18 protein-coding genes, 1 other RNA gene and 1 pseudogene are annotated in these 23,609 nt (G+C 64.8%); 18 read left to right on the top strand and 2 right to left on the bottom strand.

The annotated features are described in order from the left end of the window. Nucleotides 1-74: 74 nt before the first annotated feature. An RNA gene (gene rnpB, locus NL528_RS35140) (RNase P RNA component class A) lies at nucleotides 75-500 on the bottom strand. A 139-nt stretch (nucleotides 501-639) separates the two neighbouring features. On the opposite strand from rnpB, the gene NL528_RS35135 reads away from it, so the two are divergent. Together NL528_RS35135 and NL528_RS35130 are read left to right on the top strand one after the other, a co-directional pair. Further along, nucleotides 640-990, top strand: a complete 351-nt coding sequence (locus NL528_RS35135; RefSeq protein ID WP_309178955.1) for a YciI family protein — start codon at nucleotides 640-642, stop codon at nucleotides 988-990. A 76-nt stretch (nucleotides 991-1,066) separates the two neighbouring features. Next, on the top strand, nucleotides 1,067-2,302 hold the full coding sequence (locus NL528_RS35130; protein WP_309178954.1) for an RNA polymerase sigma factor: 1,236 nt from the start codon (nucleotides 1,067-1,069) through the stop codon (nucleotides 2,300-2,302). A gap of 162 nt (nucleotides 2,303-2,464) precedes the next feature. On the opposite strand, the gene NL528_RS35125 is transcribed toward NL528_RS35130, so the two are convergent. Further along, nucleotides 2,465-3,250 (bottom strand): N-acetylmuramoyl-L-alanine amidase, encoded by a 786-nt coding sequence (locus NL528_RS35125; RefSeq protein WP_309178953.1) that lies wholly within the window; start codon nucleotides 3,248-3,250, stop codon nucleotides 2,465-2,467. A gap of 549 nt (nucleotides 3,251-3,799) precedes the next feature. On the opposite strand from NL528_RS35125, the gene rsmH reads away from it, so the two are divergent. The 16 genes and pseudogenes from rsmH (at nucleotide 3,800) to ftsZ (ending at nucleotide 23,358) form a co-directional block, all read left to right on the top strand. Continuing rightward, nucleotides 3,800-4,795: a 16S rRNA (cytosine(1402)-N(4))-methyltransferase RsmH gene (gene rsmH, locus NL528_RS35120; RefSeq protein WP_309178952.1), complete on the top strand. Its 996-nt coding sequence runs from the start codon at nucleotides 3,800-3,802 to the stop codon at nucleotides 4,793-4,795. 2 nt (nucleotides 4,796-4,797) lie between these two features. Further along, nucleotides 4,798-5,196, top strand: a complete 399-nt coding sequence (locus tag NL528_RS35115; RefSeq protein ID WP_309178951.1) for a hypothetical protein — start codon at nucleotides 4,798-4,800, stop codon at nucleotides 5,194-5,196. Beyond that, complete coding sequence (locus NL528_RS35110; RefSeq protein ID WP_309178950.1) at nucleotides 5,193-6,941, top strand: penicillin-binding protein 2; 1,749 nt, start codon at nucleotides 5,193-5,195, stop codon at nucleotides 6,939-6,941. The genes NL528_RS35115 and NL528_RS35110 overlap by 4 nt, the downstream gene beginning before the upstream one ends. A 46-nt stretch (nucleotides 6,942-6,987) precedes the next feature. After that, nucleotides 6,988-8,484 (top strand): UDP-N-acetylmuramoyl-L-alanyl-D-glutamate--2,6-diaminopimelate ligase, encoded by a 1,497-nt coding sequence (locus NL528_RS35105; protein ID WP_309178949.1) that lies wholly within the window; start codon nucleotides 6,988-6,990, stop codon nucleotides 8,482-8,484. After that, nucleotides 8,481-9,860, top strand: a complete 1,380-nt coding sequence (gene murF, locus NL528_RS35100) for a UDP-N-acetylmuramoyl-tripeptide--D-alanyl-D-alanine ligase (RefSeq protein WP_309178948.1) — start codon at nucleotides 8,481-8,483, stop codon at nucleotides 9,858-9,860. The genes NL528_RS35105 and murF overlap by 4 nt, the downstream gene beginning before the upstream one ends. A gap of 164 nt (nucleotides 9,861-10,024) precedes the next feature. Further along, nucleotides 10,025-11,131 (top strand): phospho-N-acetylmuramoyl-pentapeptide-transferase, encoded by a 1,107-nt coding sequence (gene mraY / locus NL528_RS35095; protein WP_074273996.1) that lies wholly within the window; start codon nucleotides 10,025-10,027, stop codon nucleotides 11,129-11,131. 4 nt (nucleotides 11,132-11,135) lie between these two features. Next, complete coding sequence (murD, locus tag NL528_RS35090; RefSeq protein ID WP_309178947.1) at nucleotides 11,136-12,536, top strand: UDP-N-acetylmuramoyl-L-alanine--D-glutamate ligase; 1,401 nt, start codon at nucleotides 11,136-11,138, stop codon at nucleotides 12,534-12,536. 224 nt (nucleotides 12,537-12,760) lie between these two features. After that, the gene (gene ftsW / locus NL528_RS35085; RefSeq protein ID WP_309178946.1) at nucleotides 12,761-13,912 is read left to right on the top strand and encodes a putative lipid II flippase FtsW; all 1,152 of its coding nucleotides are present in this window, start codon (nucleotides 12,761-12,763) and stop codon (nucleotides 13,910-13,912) included. 194 nt (nucleotides 13,913-14,106) lie between these two features. Continuing rightward, a complete protein-coding gene (gene murG, locus NL528_RS35080; RefSeq protein WP_309178945.1) occupies nucleotides 14,107-15,207 on the top strand; it encodes an undecaprenyldiphospho-muramoylpentapeptide beta-N-acetylglucosaminyltransferase in 1,101 nt (366 codons plus the stop codon). A gap of 173 nt (nucleotides 15,208-15,380) precedes the next feature. Further along, entirely contained in the window at nucleotides 15,381-16,784 is a 1,404-nt protein-coding gene (gene murC / locus NL528_RS35075; RefSeq protein ID WP_309178944.1) for a UDP-N-acetylmuramate--L-alanine ligase, read from the top strand. A 2-nt stretch (nucleotides 16,785-16,786) separates the two neighbouring features. Continuing rightward, on the top strand, nucleotides 16,787-17,707 hold the full coding sequence (gene murB, locus NL528_RS35070; protein WP_309185122.1) for a UDP-N-acetylmuramate dehydrogenase: 921 nt from the start codon (nucleotides 16,787-16,789) through the stop codon (nucleotides 17,705-17,707). A 141-nt stretch (nucleotides 17,708-17,848) separates the two neighbouring features. Continuing rightward, a complete protein-coding gene (locus NL528_RS35065; RefSeq protein ID WP_309178943.1) occupies nucleotides 17,849-18,835 on the top strand; it encodes a D-alanine--D-alanine ligase in 987 nt (328 codons plus the stop codon). Nucleotides 18,836-18,918: 83 nt separating this feature from the next. Continuing rightward, nucleotides 18,919-19,259, top strand: a pseudogene (locus NL528_RS35060) (D-alanine--D-alanine ligase); the annotation flags it as partial. Then, complete coding sequence (locus tag NL528_RS35055; protein ID WP_309178942.1) at nucleotides 19,199-20,182, top strand: cell division protein FtsQ/DivIB; 984 nt, start codon at nucleotides 19,199-19,201, stop codon at nucleotides 20,180-20,182. The pseudogene NL528_RS35060 and the gene NL528_RS35055, both read left to right, overlap by 61 nt. Then, complete coding sequence (gene ftsA, locus NL528_RS35050; protein WP_309178941.1) at nucleotides 20,179-21,498, top strand: cell division protein FtsA; 1,320 nt, start codon at nucleotides 20,179-20,181, stop codon at nucleotides 21,496-21,498. Before NL528_RS35055 ends, ftsA begins: the two co-directional genes overlap by 4 nt. 87 nt (nucleotides 21,499-21,585) lie before the next feature. Continuing rightward, entirely contained in the window at nucleotides 21,586-23,358 is a 1,773-nt protein-coding gene (gene ftsZ / locus NL528_RS35045; protein ID WP_309178940.1) for a cell division protein FtsZ, read from the top strand. Nucleotides 23,359-23,609: the final 251 nt, after the last annotated feature.

The following is a 23,609-nucleotide window of genomic DNA, read 5'->3' as shown; positions in this document are numbered from 1 at the left end:
GCGCACCAGCCCGGAATGACGATTTCCTAAATGGCGAAGGGTCCGGCGCGTCACGCCGAACCCTTCATTTTTAGAGCATCAGCCGGCCTGTAAGCCGGGTTCTGTAAGGCACCACTCGCTTTCGCGAATGATACGTGACGGCCATTCCTCTGGGACCATGCTTGCACATGGCCTCGAGCAACCTACCCGGACAGCGAGCCTGACATCGCCCTGCGGTGTTATCGCTTGCGCGAACAGCCCGCGTTGCCGTCCCTATTCGGTTTTGCTCCCGGTGTGGTTTGCCATGCCGTTTCCGTTGCCGGACCCGCGGTGCGCTCTTACCGCACCTTTTCACCCTTACTGCCCCCTCCCTTTCGGGCGGGGGAGCGGTTCGTTCTCTGTGGCACTGTCCCTGGGGTTGCCCCCGCCGGATGTTATCCGGCACCGCATGTCGATGGAGCCCGGACTTTCCTCCCCCGCAGCCTTTCGACCGTAGCGGGAGCGGCCGTCCGGCCGACTGACGCCCTAAGGCATGGGGGCTGGGGGGCGTGGCGTCAAGCCGCGAAACCAGCCAAAATAAACTATCCTGAAGATGTCGTCTCGCGCGCCCCCCGTTCGACTGGGTGTCGGCGATCCAGCCGATCAAGAGGAGTAATCGAAATGCAGTACCTGCTGATGATCTATCAGAACGAAGCCGAGTACGGAAAAATGGACGCGGCGACCGGCAAGAAAATGATGGAGGAATACGGCGCGTTCACCCAATCCATCATCCAGAGCGGCAGTTTCAAGGCCGGCGACCGGCTGCAGGACACGCACACGGCGACAACCGTGCGGGTCCGCGACGGCAAGACGCTGACGACAGATGGTCCATTCGCGGAAACCCGCGAGCAACTCGGTGGTTACTATCTGGTTGAGGCCAAGGATCTCGACGCCGCGCTGGCGATTGCCGCGCGCATTCCCGGCGCGAGACATGGTTCGATCGAGGTGCGGCCGATCTGGGTTTATAATTGACCAAGGCTCTAGCCGTCATTCCGGGTTCGCGTTTTCGACGCGCCCCGGAATGACGGTCTGAGAAAGTGGCACCCGCATGACACCAACCGAGATCGAAAAAATATTCCGCGACGAGGCGGGGCGGGCGCTGGCCACGCTGATCCGTCTCGTCGGCGATTTCGATCTGGCGGAAGATGCCTTACAGGATGCCGTCGCGGTCGCGCTGGAGCGCTGGCCCAATGGCAACCTGCCGGCCAATCCGCGGGCGTGGCTGGTCAATGTCGGCCGCAACAAGGCGATCGACCGCGTTCGCCGCAACATCGCCTTTCGCGGCAAGCAGCAGGAGCTGACCCACGAACTGCTGCTCAACGCGTCGCCCCCGTGCGAGGCCGCCGACAGCGTGCTCGACGACGACATGCTGCGGCTGATCTTTACCTGCTGCCATCCGTCATTTGCCGCCGAGGTGCAGGTCGCGCTGACGCTGCGCACGGTGTGCGGGCTGACCACGGCGCAGGTCGCGCGCGCGTTTCTGGCGAGCGAAGACGCGATGGCGCAGCGCTTGCTCCGTGCCAAGCAGAAGATCCGCCTCGCCGGCATTCCCTATGAGGTACCGGAGCGCGAGGCGCTCGAACCGCGGCTGCGCGGCGTGCTCGCGGTGATCTATCTGGTATTTACCGAAGGCTATGTCGCGACCTCGGGCGAGGATCTGATGCGGCCGGATCTGGCGCGCGAAGCGATCCGGCTGGCGCGGCTGATCGATGCGCTGATGCCCGGACGCGGCGAGATCATGGGACTGCTCGCACTGATGTTGCTGCACGACGCGCGCCGCGCCGGCCGCGAGACCGCGGGCGGCGACATCGTTTTGCTCGAAGAGCAGGATCGCGCGCTGTGGGACGCCGGCCAGATCGCCGAAGGCCTCAAGCTGGTCGAGGATGCGCTGCGGATGCCGGGCCGGCCGCAATCCTACACGGTGCAGGCGGCGATCGCGGCCCTTCACGCGCGCGCGCCCAATTATCAAGACACCGACTGGCCGCAAATCGCCGGCCTCTACGAAGTCCTGCTGCGCATCAGCCCGTCGCCGGTGATCGAACTCAATCACGCCGCCGTGGTGTCGATGGTCGACGGCCCGGCGCGGGCGCTCGACCTGATCGACGCGCTGGAAGCCCGCGGCGGTCTCAAGGGCTATGAAATGCTGCCGGCGGTTCGCGCCGATCTGCTGCGCCGGCTCGGCCGCCATGACGCGGCGCGCAAAGCCTATCTGGCGGCGACGGCTGCGACGCAACTGGAGCCGCTGCGGCGGCTCTATGCGCGGCGGATCGCGGAGATGGGTTAGGTGGCCAGCAGACTGGATTCGTCATTGCGAGCCAACGGGTCGCGCGAACGCGCGCCCGATGACAGGCTCCGCGAAGCAATCCATCCTTTCACAGGAAGAAGAAAGAATGGATTGCTTCGTCGCTTCGCTCCTCGCAATGACGGTCTAAAAATCTCGCGCGAGCTACTTCGCCGCCACGACCGTCGTCGCCTCCGCCGGCAAGCTCGCCAGCAGCGCGTGCAGCGTGGTCATGGTCGAATGATCGGCGACGCCGTCGACGCGGGCGGGGCGGAAGTGGCGCTGGAACGCGGTGACCACTTCCATGGTGGCGCCGTCGAATTTTCCATGGGTTGGGACATTGTAGCCATAGCGGGCCAGCGCCGCCTGCAGGCCTGCGACGTCGTCAGAGATGCTGCCGAGCTTGAGCGCTTCGCTGCGCACGATCGGCGCCGGCTGCACCCAATGGCCGACGCCGGAATTGGCCAGCGAATGCCACGGAAATTTTTCGCCGGGATCCTTCTTGCGGGCCGGTGCGACGTCCGAATGCGCGAGCACGCGATGCGACGGCACCTTGCGGCGGAGCATGATGCCGCGGCACAGCGCGATCACGGCGGCGATCTGGCGCAGCGGGAAATCCGGATAGCCCCAATCGTGGCCGCGGTTGATGATCTCGACCCCGATCGAGCAGGAATTGATGTCTTCCTCGCCGGCCCAGAACGACGCGCCGGCGTGCCAGGCGCGCTTGCTCTCGGGCACGCATTGCACGATGCGGCCGTCCTCCAGGACGATGTAATGCGCTGATACGTCGGTGCCGGCGGTGCAGAGCTGGGCGATCGCGCCTTCCACATCGGGCATGCCGGTGTAGTGCAGCAGGATCATGTCGGGCAGGCGGCCCTTGTTGCGGTCGCCATAGTTCGCCGACGGTATGACGTCGGAAGCGATCGAGGAATCCGGGGTAAAAGTCTGCATTTCGGCGTTGGCCCTGGGAACGGGGAGGGCACGTTGACGCTTCGAATCAATACCATGAGATGCGAACGAACCTTGGGCCATAAGAAAACTCAAACCGGGCAGGAGAACGGCAATACGACGCTTTAAAAAATGAACTGTATTTACTATTCCTTTACCCTGTCATCCGCGCAATCCGGCGGCCGCCCTTCGCTTCGCATTTTGCCCGAGTGTGTGCGGCGGGCATCACCGGGTTCCCCGTGGTTAAAAACCGCGCAAATCCGGCAGCCGACCGTCAACGCTTTCTTAACGCTAAGTGCCGTTACTAAGTGGTGAAGAGCCGAACCGGTTTTGGGGACGGCCGAGGCCCTCTTTCACGCTCGAAACGTCATGGCTGGCCAGCAAATTCCGTACGGAAATGAGGGTTTGCTGGTCGGGGCGGGAAACGGCGATCGCGCCCTGCGAGGGCTCTTTGGCCGGAAAAGGCTGGCAAAACGCGGGGATTTGAGGCGCAATGGGCCCGTCGGCGTCCAATTTCTGTTCCGTACGCTGGAATGTGCCAGAGACCGGCGCATGACCTCGGCTGCTTCTCGTCATATTTCCGTTCTCGGCCGCGAGGCGGTCGAGATGCTCAATCCGCGCGCCGGCGGCGTCTATATCGACGCCACCTTTGGCGCCGGCGGCTATAGCCGCGCCATCCTCGACACCCCGGGCACCCGGGTCATCGGCATCGACCGTGACCGGTCGGCGATTACCGGCGGGTTCGATCTGGTCGACCGTTCGGGCGGGCGGCTGACCCTGGTCGAGGATCGGTTTTCCAACCTCGCCGAGATTTGCGACGGGCAGGGGATTGAGGCGGTCGACGGAATCGTGATGGACGTCGGCGTCTCCTCGATGCAGCTCGATCAGGCCGACCGCGGCTTCTCGTTCCGGCTCGGCGGCCCGCTCGATATGCGGATGGGCCATGACGGCCCGACCACGGCCGATGTGGTCGCCAGGGCGTCCGAGGCCGACCTCGCCAACATTATCTACATCTTCGGCGAAGAACGTCACTCCCGCGGCGTGGCGCGGGCCATCGTCGCCGCACGCAAGGAAGCGCCGATCACGACCACGCAGGCGCTGGCCGATATCGTTGGCAAGGTCGTCCGCTCCAAGCCGAACGAGATTCACCCAGCGACGCGCACGTTCCAGGCCTTGCGGATCTTCGTCAACGAAGAGCTCGACGAACTGCATCTGGCGCTGGCTTCGGCCGAGCGCGTGCTGAAGCCGGGCGGCCGGCTGGTGGTCGTGTCCTTTCATTCGCTGGAAGACCGCATCGTCAAGGATTTCCTTAACCAGCGTGGCAAGGCGGCCGGCGGGTCGCGGCATTTGCCCGAAGTGGCGCAGGCAGCGCCAAGTTTCCAGATCCTGACCAAGCGGCCGGTCACGCCCGGCGACGCAGAGGTCTCGGCCAATCCGCGTGCGCGCTCCGCCAAGCTGCGCGCGGCCGAACGGACCGCGGCGCCGGCGCATGCGGCGGGCAGCTTGCCGGCCTGGCCCGTCCTCGCCGACGTGATGCGGGGAGGCTGATCATGCGGATCATCCATTTCCTCGTCATCGGCATGCTGGTGTTCGCGGCCGCCTATGTCTACCGGATCAAGATGGAATCGACGTCGCGCACCGAGAGCGTGCTGCGCCTGAATGCGGAAATCCGCGAGCAGCGCGACGCCATCGCCACGCTGCGCGCGGAATGGGCCAGGCTCGACGCGCCGCTGCGGCTGCAAGGTCTCGCCGACCGGCATCTGGAGCTGAAACCGATCAACGCGACGCAATATGACCAGTTGAAGAACCTGCCCGAGCGGCCGCCGAACTTCGCGAAGCCGGGCGCGCCCGATCCGATCGGCGCGATGATCAACACCATTGAGGCCGCTTCCGACGCCGAGACGGTGACCGGTTCGGTGCCTGCGCCGGCGCCGGGAGATCAGCAATGACCGATCAGGCGCTTGCGAAGACCAAGTCTGCCGAGCCTTGGCGGCAGCGGCTGATCCGCAGCCTGCTTTACGGGCGCAATGTCGATCGCACCGCGAAAGCGCGCGCCCGTGTCGGATTTGCGATCCTGGCTTTTGCGGCGATTTACGCCGTGCTGGCCGGACGGCTTGTGATGTTCGCGGTCGGCGCCGACAGCCATGGCGCGCGCCGCACCGCCTCGCAGGACGCGATTGCAACCGCGCGGCCCGATATCGTCGATCGCAATGGCGAGGTGCTCGCCACCGACGTCAAGGCGCCCAGCCTGTTCGGCGAACCGCGCCGGATCATCGACAAGGACGAGGCGATCGAGCTTCTGACCGCGACGCTGCCCGACCTCGACACCGGGGAGGTGCGCGACCGCCTGTCGTCGAAAAAGGGCTTTGTCTGGCTGAAGCGCGAAATCACGCCAACGCAGCAGCTGGACATCCATCGCCTCGGCATTCCCGGCATCGGCTTCCTGCGCGAGAACAAGCGCGTCTATCCCACCGGCGCCGAAGTCGCGCACCTGATCGGTCTGGTCAATATCGACAACCAGGGCATCGCCGGGATGGAGAAGTGGCTCGACAATAACGGGCTGGCCGATCTGCACCGCGCGGGCTTTGCCACCGACCGGCTGCAGAAGCCGGTGGAGTTGTCGGTCGACCTGCGGGTCGAACACGCCTTGCGCGATGAACTCATGAAGGCGAAGGAAAAGTTCAAGGCCAAGGCGGCCTCCGGCATCGTCTCCAACGTCAAAACCGGCGAGATCGTTGCTTTGGTGTCGTTGCCGGATTTCGATCCGAACAACCCCCGGGAAGCGCACGATCCTGATCGTATCAACCGGCTGACCACCGGCGTCTATGAAATGGGATCGACCTTCAAGGCATTCACGCTGGCGATGGCGCTGGACTCCGGCAAGATCAGCCTCAATTCGATGTGGGATGCGCGCGGGAATTTGCACTACGGCAAGTTCACCATCCATGACAGCCACTCGCTGGGACGTTTCATCAACACCAAGGAAGTGTTCACCTACTCGTCCAATATCGGTGCCGCGCGGATCGCGCTCGGTCAGGGCGTCGAGGCCCACAAGGCGTTTCTCGCCAAGATGGGCCAGTTGCACCGTCTGCGCACCGAATTGCCGGAAAGCGCGTCGCCGCTGGTGCCGCGCCGCTGGAGCGAGTTGAACACCGTGACCATCGCGTTCGGCCAGGGCCTGTCGGTAGCGCCATTGCAGGCGGTGATGGGTATCAACGCGCTGATGAACGGCGGCTACCTGATTCCTCCGACCTTCATGAAGCGCAGCGAAGAGGAAGCGATGGCGCTCGCCAAGCGGGTGATCAAGCCGGAAACCTCTGACAAGATGCGGTTCCTGATGCGCCTCAATGCGGAGGTCGGCACCGCCAAGACCGCGGACGTCAAGGGCTACTATGTCGGCGGAAAGACCGGCACCTCCGAGAAGGTCATCAACGGCCGCTACGCCAAGAAGCAGGTGCTGAACTCGTTCACCGCCATCATCCCGGCGGACAATCCGCAGTACCAGCTGCTGGTGATGCTGGACGAGCCGAAGACGACGCCGGAAACCCACGGCTTCATTACCTCGGGCTGGAACGCGGTCCCGACCGGCGGCAAGGTGATCGCCCGCATCGCGCCGCTTCTGGGGATCGAGCCGCGGTTCGATTTGCCGCCGTCCGACCGCCTTATTCTTGCGGCATCAAAGCCAACCCAGTAAGGCGTAGCTGAGAGGCGCCGGACTGCGCCGGCCGGACTGGAAGATCATGAGACTTCGCGACCTCTTCGGCGATGACGCCGCGATCGAGCCGCAGGCGGATGCGGTCGTGGCCGCCGATGCGACCGAGGTCGCAGGGGCGACCGAGGTCAAGGGCCTCGCGGTGGACAGCCGGGCGGTAAAGCCGGGCGATTTGTTCTTCGCGCTGGCCGGCAGCAAGACCGATGGCTCCCGATTCATCGATGCAGCGATTGCCTCCGGAGCCGTTGCGGTCGCGGGCGACCATCCCGCCGCGAGCGATCGTCGCGTGCCCTTCGTCGTGACGCCGAATCCGCGCCGCGCGCTGGCGCTGGCCGCGGCAAAATTTTATCCGCGGCAACCGCCAGTGATCGCCGCAGTGACCGGCACCAGCGGCAAGACCTCGGTTGCCGCCTTCACCCGCCAGATCTGGCAGCGGCTCGGTCATGTCTCCGCCAGCATCGGCACCATCGGGTTGGTTTCGCCGAAGCGCACCGTCTATGGCTCGCTGACCACGCCGGATCCGATCGCGCTGCATCGGCAGCTCGACGAGATTACGGGCGACGGCGTCACCCATCTGGCCTTTGAAGCGTCATCGCATGGGCTCGACCAGTACCGGCTCGACGGCGTTCGCATCGCCGCCGGCGGTTTTACCAATCTGTCGCGCGACCACATGGATTACCATCCCGACGTCGCGCATTATCTCGCCGCCAAACTGCGGCTGTTCCGCGATCTCGTGGCGGCCGGCGGCGCAGCTGTCATTTCGGCCGACCATGAGTGCTCACAGCAGGTCATCGACGCGGCGCGCGAGCGCGGTTTGCGGATCATCGCGGTCGGCCGCAACGCCGATGGGGCCGGCGAGGGCATTCGTCTCGAGGCGGCATCGATCGAAGGTTTTGCGCAACAACTCGCGCTCGAACATTGCGGGCGGCGGCATATGATCAAGCTTCCGCTGGTCGGCGAATTCCAGATCGAGAACGCCTTGGTCGCCGCAGGCCTGGCCATTGGCACCGGTAGCGCGCCGGACGAAGTGTTCGCAAGCCTCGAACATCTCGAAGGTGCAAAAGGCCGGCTGGAGCGCGTCGGCGAACATAACGGCGCGCCGATCTTCGTCGATTACGCCCACAAGCCGGACGCGCTGGCGAAGGCGCTGCAGGCGCTGCGGCCCTACGCCAGACGCAAGCTCGTCGTCATCTTCGGCGCCGGCGGCGATCGCGACGCCGGCAAGCGGCCGTTGATGGGGGCGATCGCGGTCGAGAATGCCGATCATGTCATCGTCACCGACGACAATCCGCGCAGCGAGCAGCCGGAAACCATCCGCGCCGCCATCCTGGCTGCTGCGAAAGGTGCCAGGGATATCGGTGACCGCGCCGAGGCGATCCGGACCGGGATTGCGGCGCTGGAGCCCGGCGATGCGCTGCTGATCGCCGGCAAGGGCCACGAGACCGGCCAGATCGTCGGCGACAGGACGCTGCCGTTCAGCGATCACGATGCGGTCGCGGCCGCACTGGCAGCGAGGGTCGCATGAGCGCGCATTTATGGACCATTGCCGACGTCGCCCGCGCCTTGGGGCTGGCTGGAAAATTTCCCGATACGGCGATCGAATTCGTCACCCAGGACAGCCGCCTGGTGAAGCCGGGATGTCTGTTCGTGGCGTTGGGCGGCACGCCGAGCGGCGGCTTTATTTCGAGTTTTGCCAGTGCGCGCGACGGTTGGGAATTTGCAAAGCAGGCCGAGGCGGCCGGCGCGGTGGCGATGATCGTGCCGCACCGGATCGAGGGCGTGAGCGTGCCGCAACTGGTGGTGAAGGACACGCTGATCGACGGGCTGTGGACATTGGCGCGCGCGGCGCGGGCGAGGTTCAGCGGCCCGGTGATCGGCCTGACCGGCAGCGCCGGCAAAACCAGCACCAAGGAATTTCTCGCCGCCTATCCCGGCGCCTATGCCAGCCCGAGCAGTTTCAATAATTTCTGGGGCGTGCCGCTGACGCTTTGCAATGCGGGCCCCAAAGCCACGCTGTGGGTGGTGGAAATGGGCATGAACCAGACCGGCGAGATCGCGCGGCTCAGCGAATTGACGCAGCCGACGGTGGCGCTGGTGGTGAATGTGCAGCCGGTGCATCTGGAAAAGCTCGGCAGCCTGGAGGCGATCCGGCGCGAGAAGGTGAGTATTGCACAGGGTCTGCCGAAAGAAGGCGTACTGGTGCTGCCGGGGGATGTCGAGGCGCCGGAATGGAATGGAAAGATCGTCCGTTTCGGCGACGCGTCCGAGGTGCGCGCGTTGAAACACTCGGCGCAGGGCGAGAGCTGGAACGTGGTCGCGCAGGTGGACGGCAAACAGATTGAATTCGGCCTGACGCCCGGCGCGCCGCATCGTCTGCAGAATGCGCTGGCGGCGCTGGCGTCGATTCACGCCGCCGGCCTCGATGAGACATTGCTGGCGAAAGAGCTCGGCAAGGTCGGCATCATGAGCGGGCGCGGGGTGGAGCAGACCGCGCACGGCGTGACCGTGATCGACGACAGTTTCAACGGCAATCCCGCCAGCATGGTGGCCGCCCTCGACAGTCTGAAGGCGCGGCCGGTGCATAACGGCCGGCGCATCGCCATTCTCGGCGACATGCTGGAGCTCGGCGCCGACGCGCCGGCCTATCATGAAAAGCTGGCCGGGCACCTGCCGGGCATCGATGGTGTGTACTGCGTGGGCCCCTTGATGCGGCATTTATACGACCTGGTGCCGGCGGAAAACGGCCTCGGCTGGTACGAGGATCCGGCCACGCTCGAGCCGCAAAAAATCGCGACTTTGCTGCGGGACGGCGATGTCGTGGTGGTCAAGGGCAGCAAAAAAATGTTTTGGGTCAACAAGTTTGTGCCAAGGTTGCTGGCCGCACTACAGGCAAGGGCGTAAACTGCCCATGCTTACGACCCGCTTTTCCGTGCCGCGATTCGCAAGGCACGACGCGGTCATGATCAAGGTTTTGCTTGGTTTGAGGCTGAAAGCGATTATCAACACACCCGCAAGGCGCTTTCCCGGCAAGACGGCGAACGAAGCCGCGGTATAGGGCATATTGAATGTTTTACTGGCTGATCGAGCTCTCCAATACCGTTCCCGGCTTCGGCGTCTTCCGTACCCTGTTGAACGTGTTTCGCTACATCACCTTCCGCACCGGTGGCGCGATGGTGACCGGGGCGTTGTTCGTGTTCCTGTTCGGGCCGTGGATCATCGACCATTTGAGGCTGCGCCAGGGCAAGGGCCAGCCGATCCGCACCGACGGCCCGGCGTCGCACATCGTCTCCAAGAAGGGCACGCCGACGATGGGCGGGCTGATGATCCTTTCGGGGTTGGTGGTCTCGACGCTGTTGTGGGCCAATCCGCTTAATCCCTACGTCTGGATCGTGCTGGCGGTGACGCTCGGCTTCGGCTTCGTCGGATTCTACGACGACTATCTGAAGGTCACCAAGCAGACCCATGGCGGCTTCGCCGGAAAATTCCGGCTTGCGATCGAGGCGGCGATCGCGCTGGCCGCCTGCTACGCCCTGGTGCGGCTCGGGCGCGACGTGTCCTCGACCTCGCTCGCGATCCCCTTCTTCAAGGACATGGTGTTCAATTTCGGCTGGTTCTTCATCATCTTCGGCGCCTTCGTCATGGTCGGCGCCGGCAACGCGGTCAACCTGACCGACGGACTCGACGGGCTTGCGATCGTGCCGGTCATGATCGCCGCCGCCAGTTTTGGCATGATCGCGTACCTGACCGGAAACGCGGTGTTCTCCGATTATTTGCAGATCAACTACGTCGCCGGCGCCGGCGAACTGGCGGTGGTCTGCGGCGCAGTGCTCGGCGCCGGATTGGGATTTCTCTGGTTCAACGCGCCGCCGGCGTCGATCTTCATGGGCGATACCGGCTCGCTTGCGCTTGGCGGCATGCTGGGTGCGACCGCGGTCGCGGTCAAGCACGAGATCGTGCTGGCCGTGATCGGTGGATTGTTCGTGCTGGAAGCGGTCTCGGTGATCGTGCAGGTGGTGTCGTTCAAGCTGACGGGAAAGCGGGTGTTCCGGATGGCGCCGCTGCATCATCACTTCGAACAGAAGGGTTGGACCGAGCCGCAGATCGTAATCCGGTTCTGGATCATCTCGGTGATGCTGGCGCTGGCCGGTCTCTCCACGCTGAAACTGCGGTGAGCCTTTGATTCCCGTTACCTCCTTCGCCGGCAAGACGGTCGCCGTCTTCGGCCTCGGCGGCTCCGGACTTGCAAGCTGTCACGCCTTGAAGGCCGGCGGCGCGGAAGTGATCGCCGGGGACGACAGTACCGACAATGTCGTCAAGGCAGCCCAGGCCGGTTTCATCACCGCCGATCTGCGCACCGTGCCGTGGACGAATTTCGCCGCGCTGATTCTGACGCCCGGTGCGCCGCTGACCCATCCGGCGCCGCATTGGAGCGTGCTGGCGGCACGGCAGGCCGGTATCGAAGTGATCGGCGACATCGAGCTGTTTTGCCGCGAACGAAGGCGTCACGCGCCGGAGGCGCCGTTCGTGGCGATCACCGGCACCAACGGCAAGTCGACCACGACGGCGCTGATCGCGCATCTGATGAAGGTCGCCGGTTACGACACCCAGATGGGCGGCAATATCGGCACCGCGATCCTGTCGCTGGAGCCGCCGCGGATGGGGCGGGTGCATGTGGTCGAGATGTCGTCCTACCAGATCGATCTTTCGCCCTCGCTCGATCCTTCCGTCGGGATTCTCCTGAACGTCAGCGAAGATCATATCGACCGCCACGGCACGCTCGAAAATTATGCCGCGGTGAAGGCGCGCCTGGTCGCCGGCGTGCAGCCGGCGGGCACGTCCATTGTCGGCGTCGACGACGGCTGGTGCCGCAACATCGCCGACCGCCTCGACCGGGCCGGCAAGCGCGTGGTGCGCATCTCCGTGAAGAATCCGCTGCCCGACGGCATCTATGTCGAGCGTGAAGTCATCGTGCGCGCATCCGGCGGAGCGCGCAGCGAGATCGCAAGACTCGGCGGCATCGGCTCGCTGCGCGGCCTGCACAACGCGCAGAACGCGGCCTGTGCCGCGGCCTGTGCGCTGGCGATGGGTATTGGCACCGATATCCTGCAGAATGGCTTGCGCAGCTTTCCGGGCCTCGCCCATCGCATGGAACAGGTCGGCCGCCGCGGCAACGTGCTGTTCGTCAACGACTCCAAGGGCACCAATGCGGATGCCGCGGCGCACGCGCTGTCCTCCTTCGGCGACATCTTCTGGATCGCCGGCGGCAAGCCGAAGCTCGGCGGCATCACAGGCCTCACCGAATATTTCCCGCGCATCCGCAAAGCCTATCTGATCGGCGAATCCGCGCCGGAGTTTGCGGGCACACTGGGCGATCGCGTGCCGCACGAGATATCCGAGACGCTCGACGTCGCGGTGGCCAATGCCGCACGCGACGCGGAGGCTTCAGGGCTGGCCGATCCCGTGGTGCTGCTGTCGCCGGCCTGCGCCTCGTTCGACCAGTACCGCAATTTCGAAATCCGCGGCACCAAGTTCCGCGATCTCGTCACCGCGCTGCCGGGCGTAAAGCCGGTGGTGTGAGCAACCACAACCGTCATCGCCCGCGAAAGCGGGCGATCCAGTATTCCAGAGGCCTCGCGGTTCAATCACTACGGCCGCGGCGTACTGGATACCCGCTTTCGCGGGTATGACGACCGTTTGTGAGGTGGCACTAGCCAACATCTCAAAAGATTATGATCTCATTAACCCCTTGGAAACCATCCTGCGCCACCAATGGGCGTTACCTCTGCCATTTGGGGACGCCCATGCTTGCCCGTGACCAACGCACCCCGTTTTCCGAATGGTGGTGGACCGTCGACAAGCCGCTGCTGGCAGCGATCATCGCGCTGATGCTGGCTGGCGTCATTCTGTCGCTGGCGGCGAGCCCGCCGGTGGCAACAAGGATCGGGCTCGATCCCTTCCACTTCTTCAACCGGCATATCCTGTTCCTGCTGCCGTCTTTCATGGTGCTGATCGCGGTGTCGTTCCTGTCGCCGCGGCAGATCCGCCGATCCGCGCTGCTGGTGTTCGCGGTCTCGATCGCGCTGATCGTGGCGACACTGCTGCTCGGTCCCGAGGTCAAGGGCTCGCGGCGCTGGATCACGCTGCTCGGCGTCAACATCCAGGCCTCCGAATCCGCCAAGCCCGCCTTCGTAGTGATGGCGGCGTGGCTGTTTGCCGAATCGACCAAGCGCCCGGAAATGCCGGCGACCTCGATGGCGCTGGCGCTCCTGATGATGCTGGTGTCGCTGTTGGTGATGGAGCCGGACTTCGGCCAGACCATGCTGATCCTGATGGTGTGGGGCGCGCTGTTCTTCATCGCGGGCATGCGGATGATCTGGGTGTTGGGGCTCGCGGGCGCCGCCAGCGCCGGCTTGTTCGGCGCCTATCTGCTGGTGCCGCACGTCGCCGGCCGCATCAAGCGCTTCATGAATCCGGCCTCGGGCGACACCTTTCAGGTCGACACCGCGATGGAGGCGTTCTGGAACGGCGGCTGGTTCGGGCTTGGACCCGGCGAAGGCATCGCCAAACGCAGCCTGCCGGACAGCCACACCGACTTCGTGTTCGCAGTCGCGGCGGAAGAATTCGGCATCATCCTGTGCCTGGCGCTGGTCGCGCTGTTCGCCTTCGTCGTGATCCGCACGCTGTCGCGCGCCTACGCCACCGAGGACATGTTCGCGCGCTTTGCCGCTTCCGGCCTTGCGATCCTGTTCGGGGTGCAGGCCGCCATCAACATGGCGGTCAACCTGCAACTGATCCCCGCCAAGGGCATGACGCTGCCGTTCATCTCCTATGGCGGTTCGTCGATCGTCTCATTGGCTTACGGCGTCGGCATGATGCTGGCGCTGACCAGGCTGCGCCCGCGCACCGAGATGGAATCGATCAACGACGCCAGCGCGGCGCGCGGTTACGCTTGACCTGAGGGGAAAGACGCGCTTTTCGTCATTGCGAGGAACGAAGTGACGACCTGTCCGCCGTAGCTCGAAGAGCGAAGGCGGAAGCAATCCAGCCTTGCTTCCTGGCCTATGAATTGCTTCCGCCTTCGCTAAAGCTACGGCGGACAAGTCGCTTCGCTCGCAATGACGGCACTCGGTTCGCGAAGATTGCAACAATGAATATAGCGCCTTTGATTCTGCTGGCCGCGGGCGGTACCGGCGGTCATCTGTTTCCTGCCGAGGCGCTGGGCGTCGAGCTGATCAAGCGCGGCCTGCGGGTGCGTCTGGCGACCGATGGCCGCGCGCTGCGCTACAGCGGGTTGTTCTCCAAGGACATGATCGAAGTGGTGCCGAGCGAGACCGTGCGCAGCCGCAATCCCGTGTCGCTGGCGCGCACCGCCATCATGCTGGGCTATGGCACCATGGTGGCGCTCAATCTGGTGCGGCGGCTGAAACCCGCGGCCGTGGTCGGCTTCGGCGGTTATCCGACCGTGCCGCCGCTTATGGCGGCGCGCTGGCTCGGCGTGCCCGGCATCATTCACGACGCCAACGCCGTACTCGGCCGCGCCAACCGGTTTCTCTCCAGCCGCGTCGATGCGGTCGCGACCTCGTTGCCCGGCGTGCTCGATCGCGATCCTTCGCTGGCCGGCAAGACGACCACCGTCGGCACGCCGATGCGTCCGGCGATTCTTGCCGCCGCGGCGGTGCCGTTTGCGACACCGGAACCGAATGGACCGCTGCGCGTGCTGGTGGTCGGCGGCAGCCAGGGCGCGCGGGTGATGAGCGATATCGTGCCGGGCGCGATCGAGCGGCTGGAGCCGGTGCTGTGGCGCCGCCTGATGCTGACGCAGCAAGTCCGTGAAGAGGACATGGCGCGGGTCCGCGCGGTGTATGACCGGCTCAAGATCAACGCCGAACTGGCGCCGTTCTTCGGCGACCTGCCGGCAAAGCTGGCGTCGAGCCATCTGGTGATCTCGCGCTCCGGCGCCGGTACGGTCGCCGAACTCGCCGCGATCGGACGGCCCTCCATTCTGGTGCCGTTGCCGGGCGCGATCGATCAGGACCAGTTCGCCAATGCCGGCGTGCTGTCGCAGGCGAACGGGGCTTTACGGATTCCGCAGGCCGAATTTACCCCGGACCGTCTGGCCGCGGAAATCTCCACGCTTGCCGCCGAGCCCGCCAGGCTGACCGCGATGGCCACGGCCGCCCGCAGCGTCGGCAGGCTGGATGCGGCGGAGCGGCTGGCCGATCTGGTGATGAAAGTCGCCGGAATCTAGGCGCTTGCGCACAAAATTGCCCTTGTCATGCCCCGCGAAAGCGGGGCATCCAGTACGCCGCGCCGCTGATTTGACTCACGGGGGGCGCGGAATACTGGATCGCCCGCTGGAGCCTGTCATCGGGCGGCGCTCTGCGCCGACCCGTTGGCGGGCGATGACACCGAGGAACAAGCATGAGACTGCCGCGCGAGATCGGACCCATTCACTTCGTCGGGATCGGCGGCATCGGCATGAGCGGCATCGCCGAGGTCTTGAGCAATCTCGGCTATACCGTGCAGGGCTCGGACGCCTCCGAGAGCGGCAACGTCACGCGCCTGCGCGACAAGGGCATTAGCGTCTCGGTCGGCCACAAGGCGGAGAATGTCGACGGCGCCGACGTGGTCGTGGTGTCCACCGCGATCAAGCGTGACAATCTGGAATTGATGGCGGCGCGCGCGCAGCGCATCCCCGTGGTGCGCCGCGCCGAGATGCTTGCGGAATTGATGCGGCTGAAAAGCTGCGTCGCGATCGCGGGCACCCACGGCAAGACCACGACCACCTCGATGGTCGCAGCGTTGCTGGACGCCGGCGATCTCGACCCCACCGTGATCAATGGCGGCATCATCAACGCCTATGGCACCAATGCGAGACTGGGCGCCGGCGACTGGATGGTGGTGGAGGCCGACGAGAGCGACGGCACGTTCCTGAAACTGCCGACCGACGTCGCCATCGTCACCAATGTCGACCCCGAACATCTCGATCACTTCAAGACCTTCGAGGCGGTGCAGGACGCATTCCGCAGTTTCGTCGAGAACGTGCCGTTCTACGGCTTTGCCGTGATGTGCACCGATCATCCCGTGGTGCAGACTCTGGTTGGCAAGATCGAGGACCGCCGCATCATCACCTATGGCGAAAATCCGCAGGCCGACGCGCGGCTGATGGATCTCACGCCGATGGGCGGCGGCTCGAAATTCAAGGTCGTCTTCCGCAACCGCAAGACCGATGCCACGCACGAGATATCGGACCTCATACTGCCGATGCCCGGACGCCATAATGCATTGAACGCTACGGCGGCGATCGCGGTCGCGCATGAGCTCGGCATTTCCGATGACGCGATCCGCAAGGCGATCGCAGGCTTCGGCGGCGTGAAGCGGCGCTTTACCAAAACCGGCGAATATAACGGCGTCACCGTGATCGACGATTACGGCCATCACCCCGTCGAGATCGCGGCGGTGCTGAGGGCGGCGCGGGAGTCCACCAACGGCAAGATCGTTGCCGTGGTGCAGCCGCATCGCTTCACCCGCCTGCAATCGCTGTTCGAGGAATTTTGCACCTGCTTCAATGACGCCGATGCGGTCGTTGTCGCCGAAGTCTATCCGGCCGGCGAGGCGCCGATCCCGGGCATCGATCGCGACCATTTTGTGCTCGGCTTGCGCGCGCATGGCCACCGCGAGGTGATTCCGCTGCAGAGTTCTTCGGAACTCGCCAAAGTCGTCCACGGTATCGCCGGCCGCGGCGATCTCGTCGTCTGCTTGGGGGCCGGCAATATCACGCAATGGGCCTACTCGCTGCCAGGCGAATTGAAGGCGCTAGGGTGACGGTGGTGTTCCCCGACATCACGCCCGACCTGAAAGCCGCGATGCCCGAATTGCGCGGGCGGTTGCTGGCCAACCAGTCGCTGGCCGAGCTGACATGGTTTCGCGTCGGCGGTCCGGCGCAGGTGCTGTTCACGCCGTCGGATGAAGACGACCTGGCTTATTTCCTGTCGCATCTGCCCAGAGAGTTGGCGGTCACCGTCGTCGGCGTCGGCTCCAACCTGATCGTGCGCGATGGCGGTATCCCGGATGTCGTGATCCGGCTGTCGCCGCGCGGGTTCGGCGACACCAGCGCCGAGGGCGATATCGTCAGCGCGGGCTCTGCTGCGCTCGACAAGCGCGTGGCGGAAACGGCGGCGGCGGCCAATATCGGGGGCATGGAATTTTTCTTCGGCATCCCCGGCTCCATCGGCGGCGCGCTGCGCATGAATGCGGGCGCCAACGGCAGCGAGACCAGGGATGTGCTGGTCGAAGCCACCGGCATCGGCCGCGACGGCGCCCGCCATGTATTTTCCAATGCCGGCATGAAGTTCGTCTACCGCAACAGCGGCGTCGATCCCGCGATCATCTTCACCTCGGCGCGCTTTCGTGGGGCCATCACCGCGCCGGAAGCGATCCGCGCGCGCATGGCCGAGGTGCAGACCCATCGCGAGACGGCGCAACCGATCCGCGAAAAGACCGGCGGCTCGACCTTCAAGAACCCGCCCGGCCACAGCGCCTGGAAGCTGATCGACGCCGCCGGCTGCCGCGGTCTTCGCGTCGGCGGCGCGCAGGTATCGGAGATGCACTGCAATTTCCTGATCAATACCGGTGATGCCACCGGGCATGATATCGAAACCCTCGGTGAGACCGTGCGGGCGCGGGTTAAAGATAATTCCGGAATCGAGCTACACTGGGAAATCAAGCGGATCGGGATTCCAATTTAGTTGTCATTCCGGGGCGCGCGTAGCACGAACTACGATGTGCAATTGCACATCGGAGAATCCAGAAGTTGTATAGATAAGGAGATTCCGGGTCTGGTCCTTCGGACCATCCCGGAATGACGGAAGAATTGGCGGATCGAATCGATGCGGATTACCATTCTCTTTGGCGGCACCAATAAAGAGCGCCTGGTTTCGGTGGCGAGCGCGCAGGCGCTGCATCGCGCCTTGCCGGAGGCCGACCTCTGGTTTTGGGATGTCGCCGATACCGTGCACGAGGTCCGCTCCGAAAGCCTGCTCGGCCACACGCGGCCGTTCGAGGACGAATTCAAGCCCGGCAGTCGCGGCATCGCGTTCGAAGCGGCGCTCGACAAGGCCAAGGCGGAAGGCCGCCTGCTGGTGCTTGGCCTGCACGGCGGCCGGGCGGAGAATGGCGAGTTGCAGGCGATGTGCGAGATGCGCGGCATTCCGTTCACCGGTTCCGGCTCGGCATCCTCGCATCTCGCCTTCGACAAGGCCGCGGCGAAACGCTTTGTGGCCATCGCGGGCGTGAAGGCGCCGGCGGGCGTTGCGCTTGATGATATCGAGGCCGCGTTCGCCGAATACGGCAGGCTGATTGCAAAACCGGCCAAGGATGGATCAAGCTACGGCCTGATTTTCGTTAATGCGATGCAGGACCTCATCGCCGTCCGCAACGCCGCGAAAACCGAGGAATATCTGATCGAGCCGTTCGTCTCCGGCATCGAAGCCACCTGCGGCGTGCTGGAGCAGGCGGACGGCGCGGTGTTCTCGCTTCCGCCGATCGAGATCGTGCCTGCGGAGGGCGCGTTCGACTACGCCGCCAAATACCTGCTGAAATCGACCCAGGAGATCTGCCCGGGCCGCTTTTCGCCCGAGACCACGGCAGAGATCATGGATCAGTCGATCCGGGCGCACCGGGCGCTGTCGTGCACCGGCTATTCCCGCACCGATTTCATCGTCTCGGCGAAGGGGCCGATCTACCTCGAGACCAACACCTTGCCGGGCCTGACCCCAGCCTCGCTGTATCCGAAGGCGCTCAAGGCGCAGGGGATCGATTTCGCCGATTTCCTGCGTGACCAGATCGTGCTGGCCGAAAAGCGCAGCCGGCCATAGCAAGAATGGCCTGGCCGCCCGGCCGTTCGCCCCTTGGCGAAGGGAACCGGGCGCGCCGGACGATTTATTGCGAAAATCCTAACGATTGCGCGGCAAAGTACTCACAAGGCACATCAAAACACGCCCTGAGCGCACCGGTTTTACACTTTGTTTACCAGGAAGTCCGAAGGTTAACGCTGGCGGCGCATGTGGCGCTTGGCTGCCGGGGCGTGAGCAGTTGCGGATTTCCGCTTCGACGATCGCATCGAGGGAAAAAGGCCTCTTCTGACTGGAGGTCCAAATCCAGCCCGGCATGACCGAGACGTCATTTGTGCCAGAACTCGCAAAGCCTTTTGCGGGAACAACATTTGACGAGCTCGTGCAATGGATGGTGCAGGACGCCTCGCTCGATCGCTGCGATCGCTGGGGCCCCAAGCTGACCTGAAAGCAGCCGCTGTTGGAGCGGTCGTGCTGTTGCGCGAGTGGCTGGGCCGAAGTCGCGTCCGCGCCAGGCCGGCGCTCGATCGCGCCCCGCCCAACCGCGTCATCCTGGCGCTCGAACGTTATTTGCCGCACCGGGCCGGCATTACTTTGACCGTGCTGATGCTGCTTGGCAGCGCCGGCTTCGGCATCGTCAAGGGCGGCCATGTAGACGAATTGACCCAGGCTTTGAGCGATACCCGCAATGCGCTGGCCAATTCCGCCGGATTCCGCATCACCACCGTCGCCATCAACGGCCGCAAGCAGTTGAGCCAGGACGAAGTGCTCGCGATCGGCGGCGTCAACGGCCGTTCGTCGCTGTTGTTCCTCGATGCCGCCACCGTGCGCGACAAGCTCAAGGCCAATCCCTGGATTGCCGACGCCACGATCTTGAAGCTTTATCCCGGCCGGCTTCAGATCAACATAACCGAGCGGTCGGCATTTGCGCTGTGGCAGGAGGATGGCCGGTTGTCCGTCATCGCAGACGACGGCGCGGTGTTGGAGCCCTATGTGTCGCGCCGCTTTGTCACGCTGCCGCTGGTGGTGGGCAAGGGCGCCGATAGCAGAGCCAAGGATTTCCTGGCGCTGCTCGACCGCTATCCGCAGGTCCGCGCCGTGACCAAGGCTGCGATCTTCGTCGGCGAACGGCGCTGGAACCTGCGCCTCAAGGATGGTCTCGATGTCAGGTTGCCTGAGAACGACGTCGGCAATGCGCTGGCGGCCCTGAGCAAGCTCGACAAAGAGGAAAAGCTGTTCTCGCGCGACATCGTCGCGATCGACATGCGCCTGCCGGACCGGCTGACGGTGCAATTGTCCGAGGATGCGGCCAAGGCCCGCGAAGAGCTGTTCAAGGACAAGAAGACCAAGAAAAAGGCCGGCGACGTATGACGGGCCTCGATCGCAATCAGACCCCGAAGACGCGCCCGATGGCGCAGAAGCGCACCGCGCTGGTGGCTTCCCTCGATGTCGGCACCAGCAAGATCGCCTGCATGATCGCGCGGCTGAAGCCGTGCCCGCCGAACGAGGCCTTGCGCGGGCGCAGCCATGCCGTCGAATTGATCGGCTACAGCCAGATCCAGTCGCGCGGCGTCAAGGCCGGCGCGGTGGTCGACCTCGCCGAGTGCGAACAGGCGGTGCGCCAGGCGGTGGCGCTGGCCGAACGCATGGCCAAGGTTCGCGTCGAATCCGTTTTGCTGTCCGTCTCCGGCGGCCGGCTGCACGGCCAGTTGGTGGAAGCCGCGGCCGATATTCGCGGCGGTTCCGTCACTGAAGCCGACATTACCCGCGTGACCTCGACCGGCATGCGCCACGCCACCGGCGAGGGCCGCACCGTGCTGCATGCGCTGCCGGTCGGCTACACCCTCGACGGCGCCAAGGGCATCCGCGACCCCAGGGGCATGGTGGCGCGGCAGTTCGGCGTCGACATGAACGTCGTCACCGCGGACGCCACCGTCGCCAAAAACCTGATGCTGGTGGTCGAGCGCTGCCATATCAACGTCGAAGCCATGGCGGCCAGCCCCTATGTCGCCGGCCTCTCGGTCCTGACCGACGACGAAGCCGATCTCGGCGCCGCCGTGGTCGAGATGGGCGCTGGCTCGACCACGATTGCAACCTATTCGGGCGGACGGTTCGTGCACGCCTCCGGATTTGCGGTCGGCGGGCAACACATCACGATGGATCTTGCACGCGGTGTCGGTGCATGCATTGCGGATGCCGAGCGAATCAAGACTTTATACGGCACCGTGCTGACCGGCGGATCCGATGCGCGCGAGCTGATGTCCGTTCCCACTGCGGGCGACGAACGCGATGTTCCGCAGATCGTCTCGCGCGCCACGATCGCCAACATCGTCCGGCATCGCGCCGAGGAGATTTTTGAAATGGTCCGGGACCGGCTCGCGGATTCCCCCTTTGCGGCAGAGCCGAGGGCGCGGGTTGTCTTGAGCGGCGGCGCTGCGCAGCTCACCGGTACCGTCGAGCTGGCCACCCGGATTCTCAACCGGCCGGTCCGGATCGGCCGCCCGCTCGGCTTCGGCCGCATGCCCAATGAGGCGAAGGGCCCGTCGTTTGCGGTGCCCGCGGGCCTCCTGGTCTATCCGCAATACGCTCATCTGGAACACGTCGAACCGCGGCATACGCGGCAGCTCAGAACAGGGACTGACGGTTATTTCGGAAAGGTCGGACGATGGCTTCGCGAGGGCTTCTGATGACTGGATCCCAGACCAAACGACTTTCACCAACTCCCGCGGCCGCCGGCCGGGGCGAACCAACGCGCGCGTAATCGAGAGGCAACCATGGCACTCAATCTGACCCCCCCTGACATCAGCGAGCTGAAACCGCGGATTACCGTCTTCGGCGTCGGTGGAGCAGGCGGCAATGCCGTCAATAACATGATCACTGCCGGGCTGCAGGGCGTCGATTTCGTCGTCGCCAACACCGACGCGCAGGCGCTGACCATGTCGAAAGCCCAGCGCATCGTGCAGATGGGCACGCAAGTCACGCAGGGCCTCGGCGCAGGTTCCCAGCCCGATGTCGGCGCGGCCGCAGCGCAAGAGGTCATCGACGAGCTTCGCGATCACCTGAGCGGCGCCAACATGGTGTTCGTCACCGCCGGCATGGGCGGCGGCACCGGCACGGGTGCAGCCCCCGTCATCGCCAAGACCGCGCGCGAGATGGGCATCCTCACCGTCGGCGTGGTGACAAAACCGTTCCACTTCGAAGGCCAGCGCCGCATGCGCACCGCCGAAGCCGGCATTGCCGAGCTGCACAAGGTGGTCGATACGCTGCTCATCATCCCGAACCAGAACCTGTTCCGGGTCGCCAACGAAAAGACCACCTTCGCGGACGCCTTCGCGATGGCCGACCAGGTGCTGTATTCGGGCGTCGCCTGCATCACCGACCTGATGGTCAAGGAAGGCCTGATCAATCTCGACTTCGCCGACGTCCGCGCCGTGATGCGCGAGATGGGCAAGGCGATGATGGGTACCGGCGAGGCCACCGGCGAGAAGCGCGCGCTGACCGCGGCCGAAGCTGCGATCGCCAACCCGCTGATCGATGATTCATCGATGAAGGGCGCGCGCGGCCTCTTGATCTCGATCACCGGCGGCAAGGACCTGACCCTGTTCGAAGTCGACGAAGCCGCTACCCGGATTCGCGAGGAAGTCGATCAGGACGCCAACATCATCGTCGGCGCGACCTTCGACGAAACCCTGGATGGCATCATCCGCGTCTCCGTCGTTGCCACCGGCATCGAACAGGCGATCATCGCGCGCAACTCCGCGGCGCCGCCCGCCGTCGTGACCAACACCGCGGCTTCGACGCCGGACAGCCGTCTGGCCGATCTGACCGCACGGCTGCGCGCCGACAATCAGCGCCTTGCCGAACGTGCCCAGAAGCTCGATCCGATGGCTCCGGCCGCAGCGCCGGCTCCAGGCGCCGCTGCGCCGCAGCGCGCGGCGAACAGCGTCGAGCGTGCCGCACTGGCCGCCATCGCCGCCGCCGTCGCGCCGGAAGCGGCGCCGTTGCAGCCCGCTTCCTATGGCGACGTCACGGTTCGTCCGATCGCGCAGAAGCCGTCGCTGTTCCCCGATCATGATATCGCCCGCGTCGAGACCGAAGAGCCGGCGACGCCCGACACCTTCATCCCGCAGGCGGCTGAGCGTCCGCCGGTCCGTGCTCCGCGGATGCCGAAGTTCGAGGATCTTCCGATGCCGGCGCAGGCCGAAATCCGGCAGGCCCGCGGCGAGGCCGGGGAAGAGCACCCGCAGAAGACCCGGCTGTCGCTGCTGCAGCGGCTGGCCAATGTCGGCCTCGGCCGCCGCGACGAAGATACCGAGCCGCCGATCGAGGCGCGCGCCTCGGGACCGGCGATGGCGCCGCTTCCTGAACGCAAGCCGCAGCGGTCGGTCGCCCAGCAAATGGCCGGTAACGAGCCGGTATCGGAGTATGCAAGACGCCCGGCTCCGCAGGGTTTGGACGTTCATGGCCGCCCGGCACCTGTTGCCGCGGCGCCACAGGGCGACGACCATCTTGATATCCCGGCCTTCCTGCGCCGGCAGTCGAACTGAAGTTTGTTACAATTCTGGTGACTAAAAAGGTCCCGGCTGATCCAGCCGGGGCCTTTTTCTTTGGCCCTGAAACAGGTCGCAGCTGGGTGATCAAGCAGCTGATATTAAATGATTAATTATGAATTCCGTGGTCAGATGCCGCGGCTGAAACAGTCCTGAACCGTCTCGTAATTTGGTTAAGCTTGGGCGTGAATGCGGCAGAGATAGGGTAACAATCGGTAAAAAAGCGTGAGTTGGCGCGCTTTGGGGCT

Origin of the sequence: Bradyrhizobium sp. Ash2021, assembly GCF_031202265.1 — a bacterium.
GTDB lineage: Bacteria > Pseudomonadota > Alphaproteobacteria > Rhizobiales > Xanthobacteraceae > Bradyrhizobium.
The sequence above is the reverse complement of the archived record's forward strand: the minus strand, read 5'-3'. Positions and strand labels throughout refer to the sequence as shown.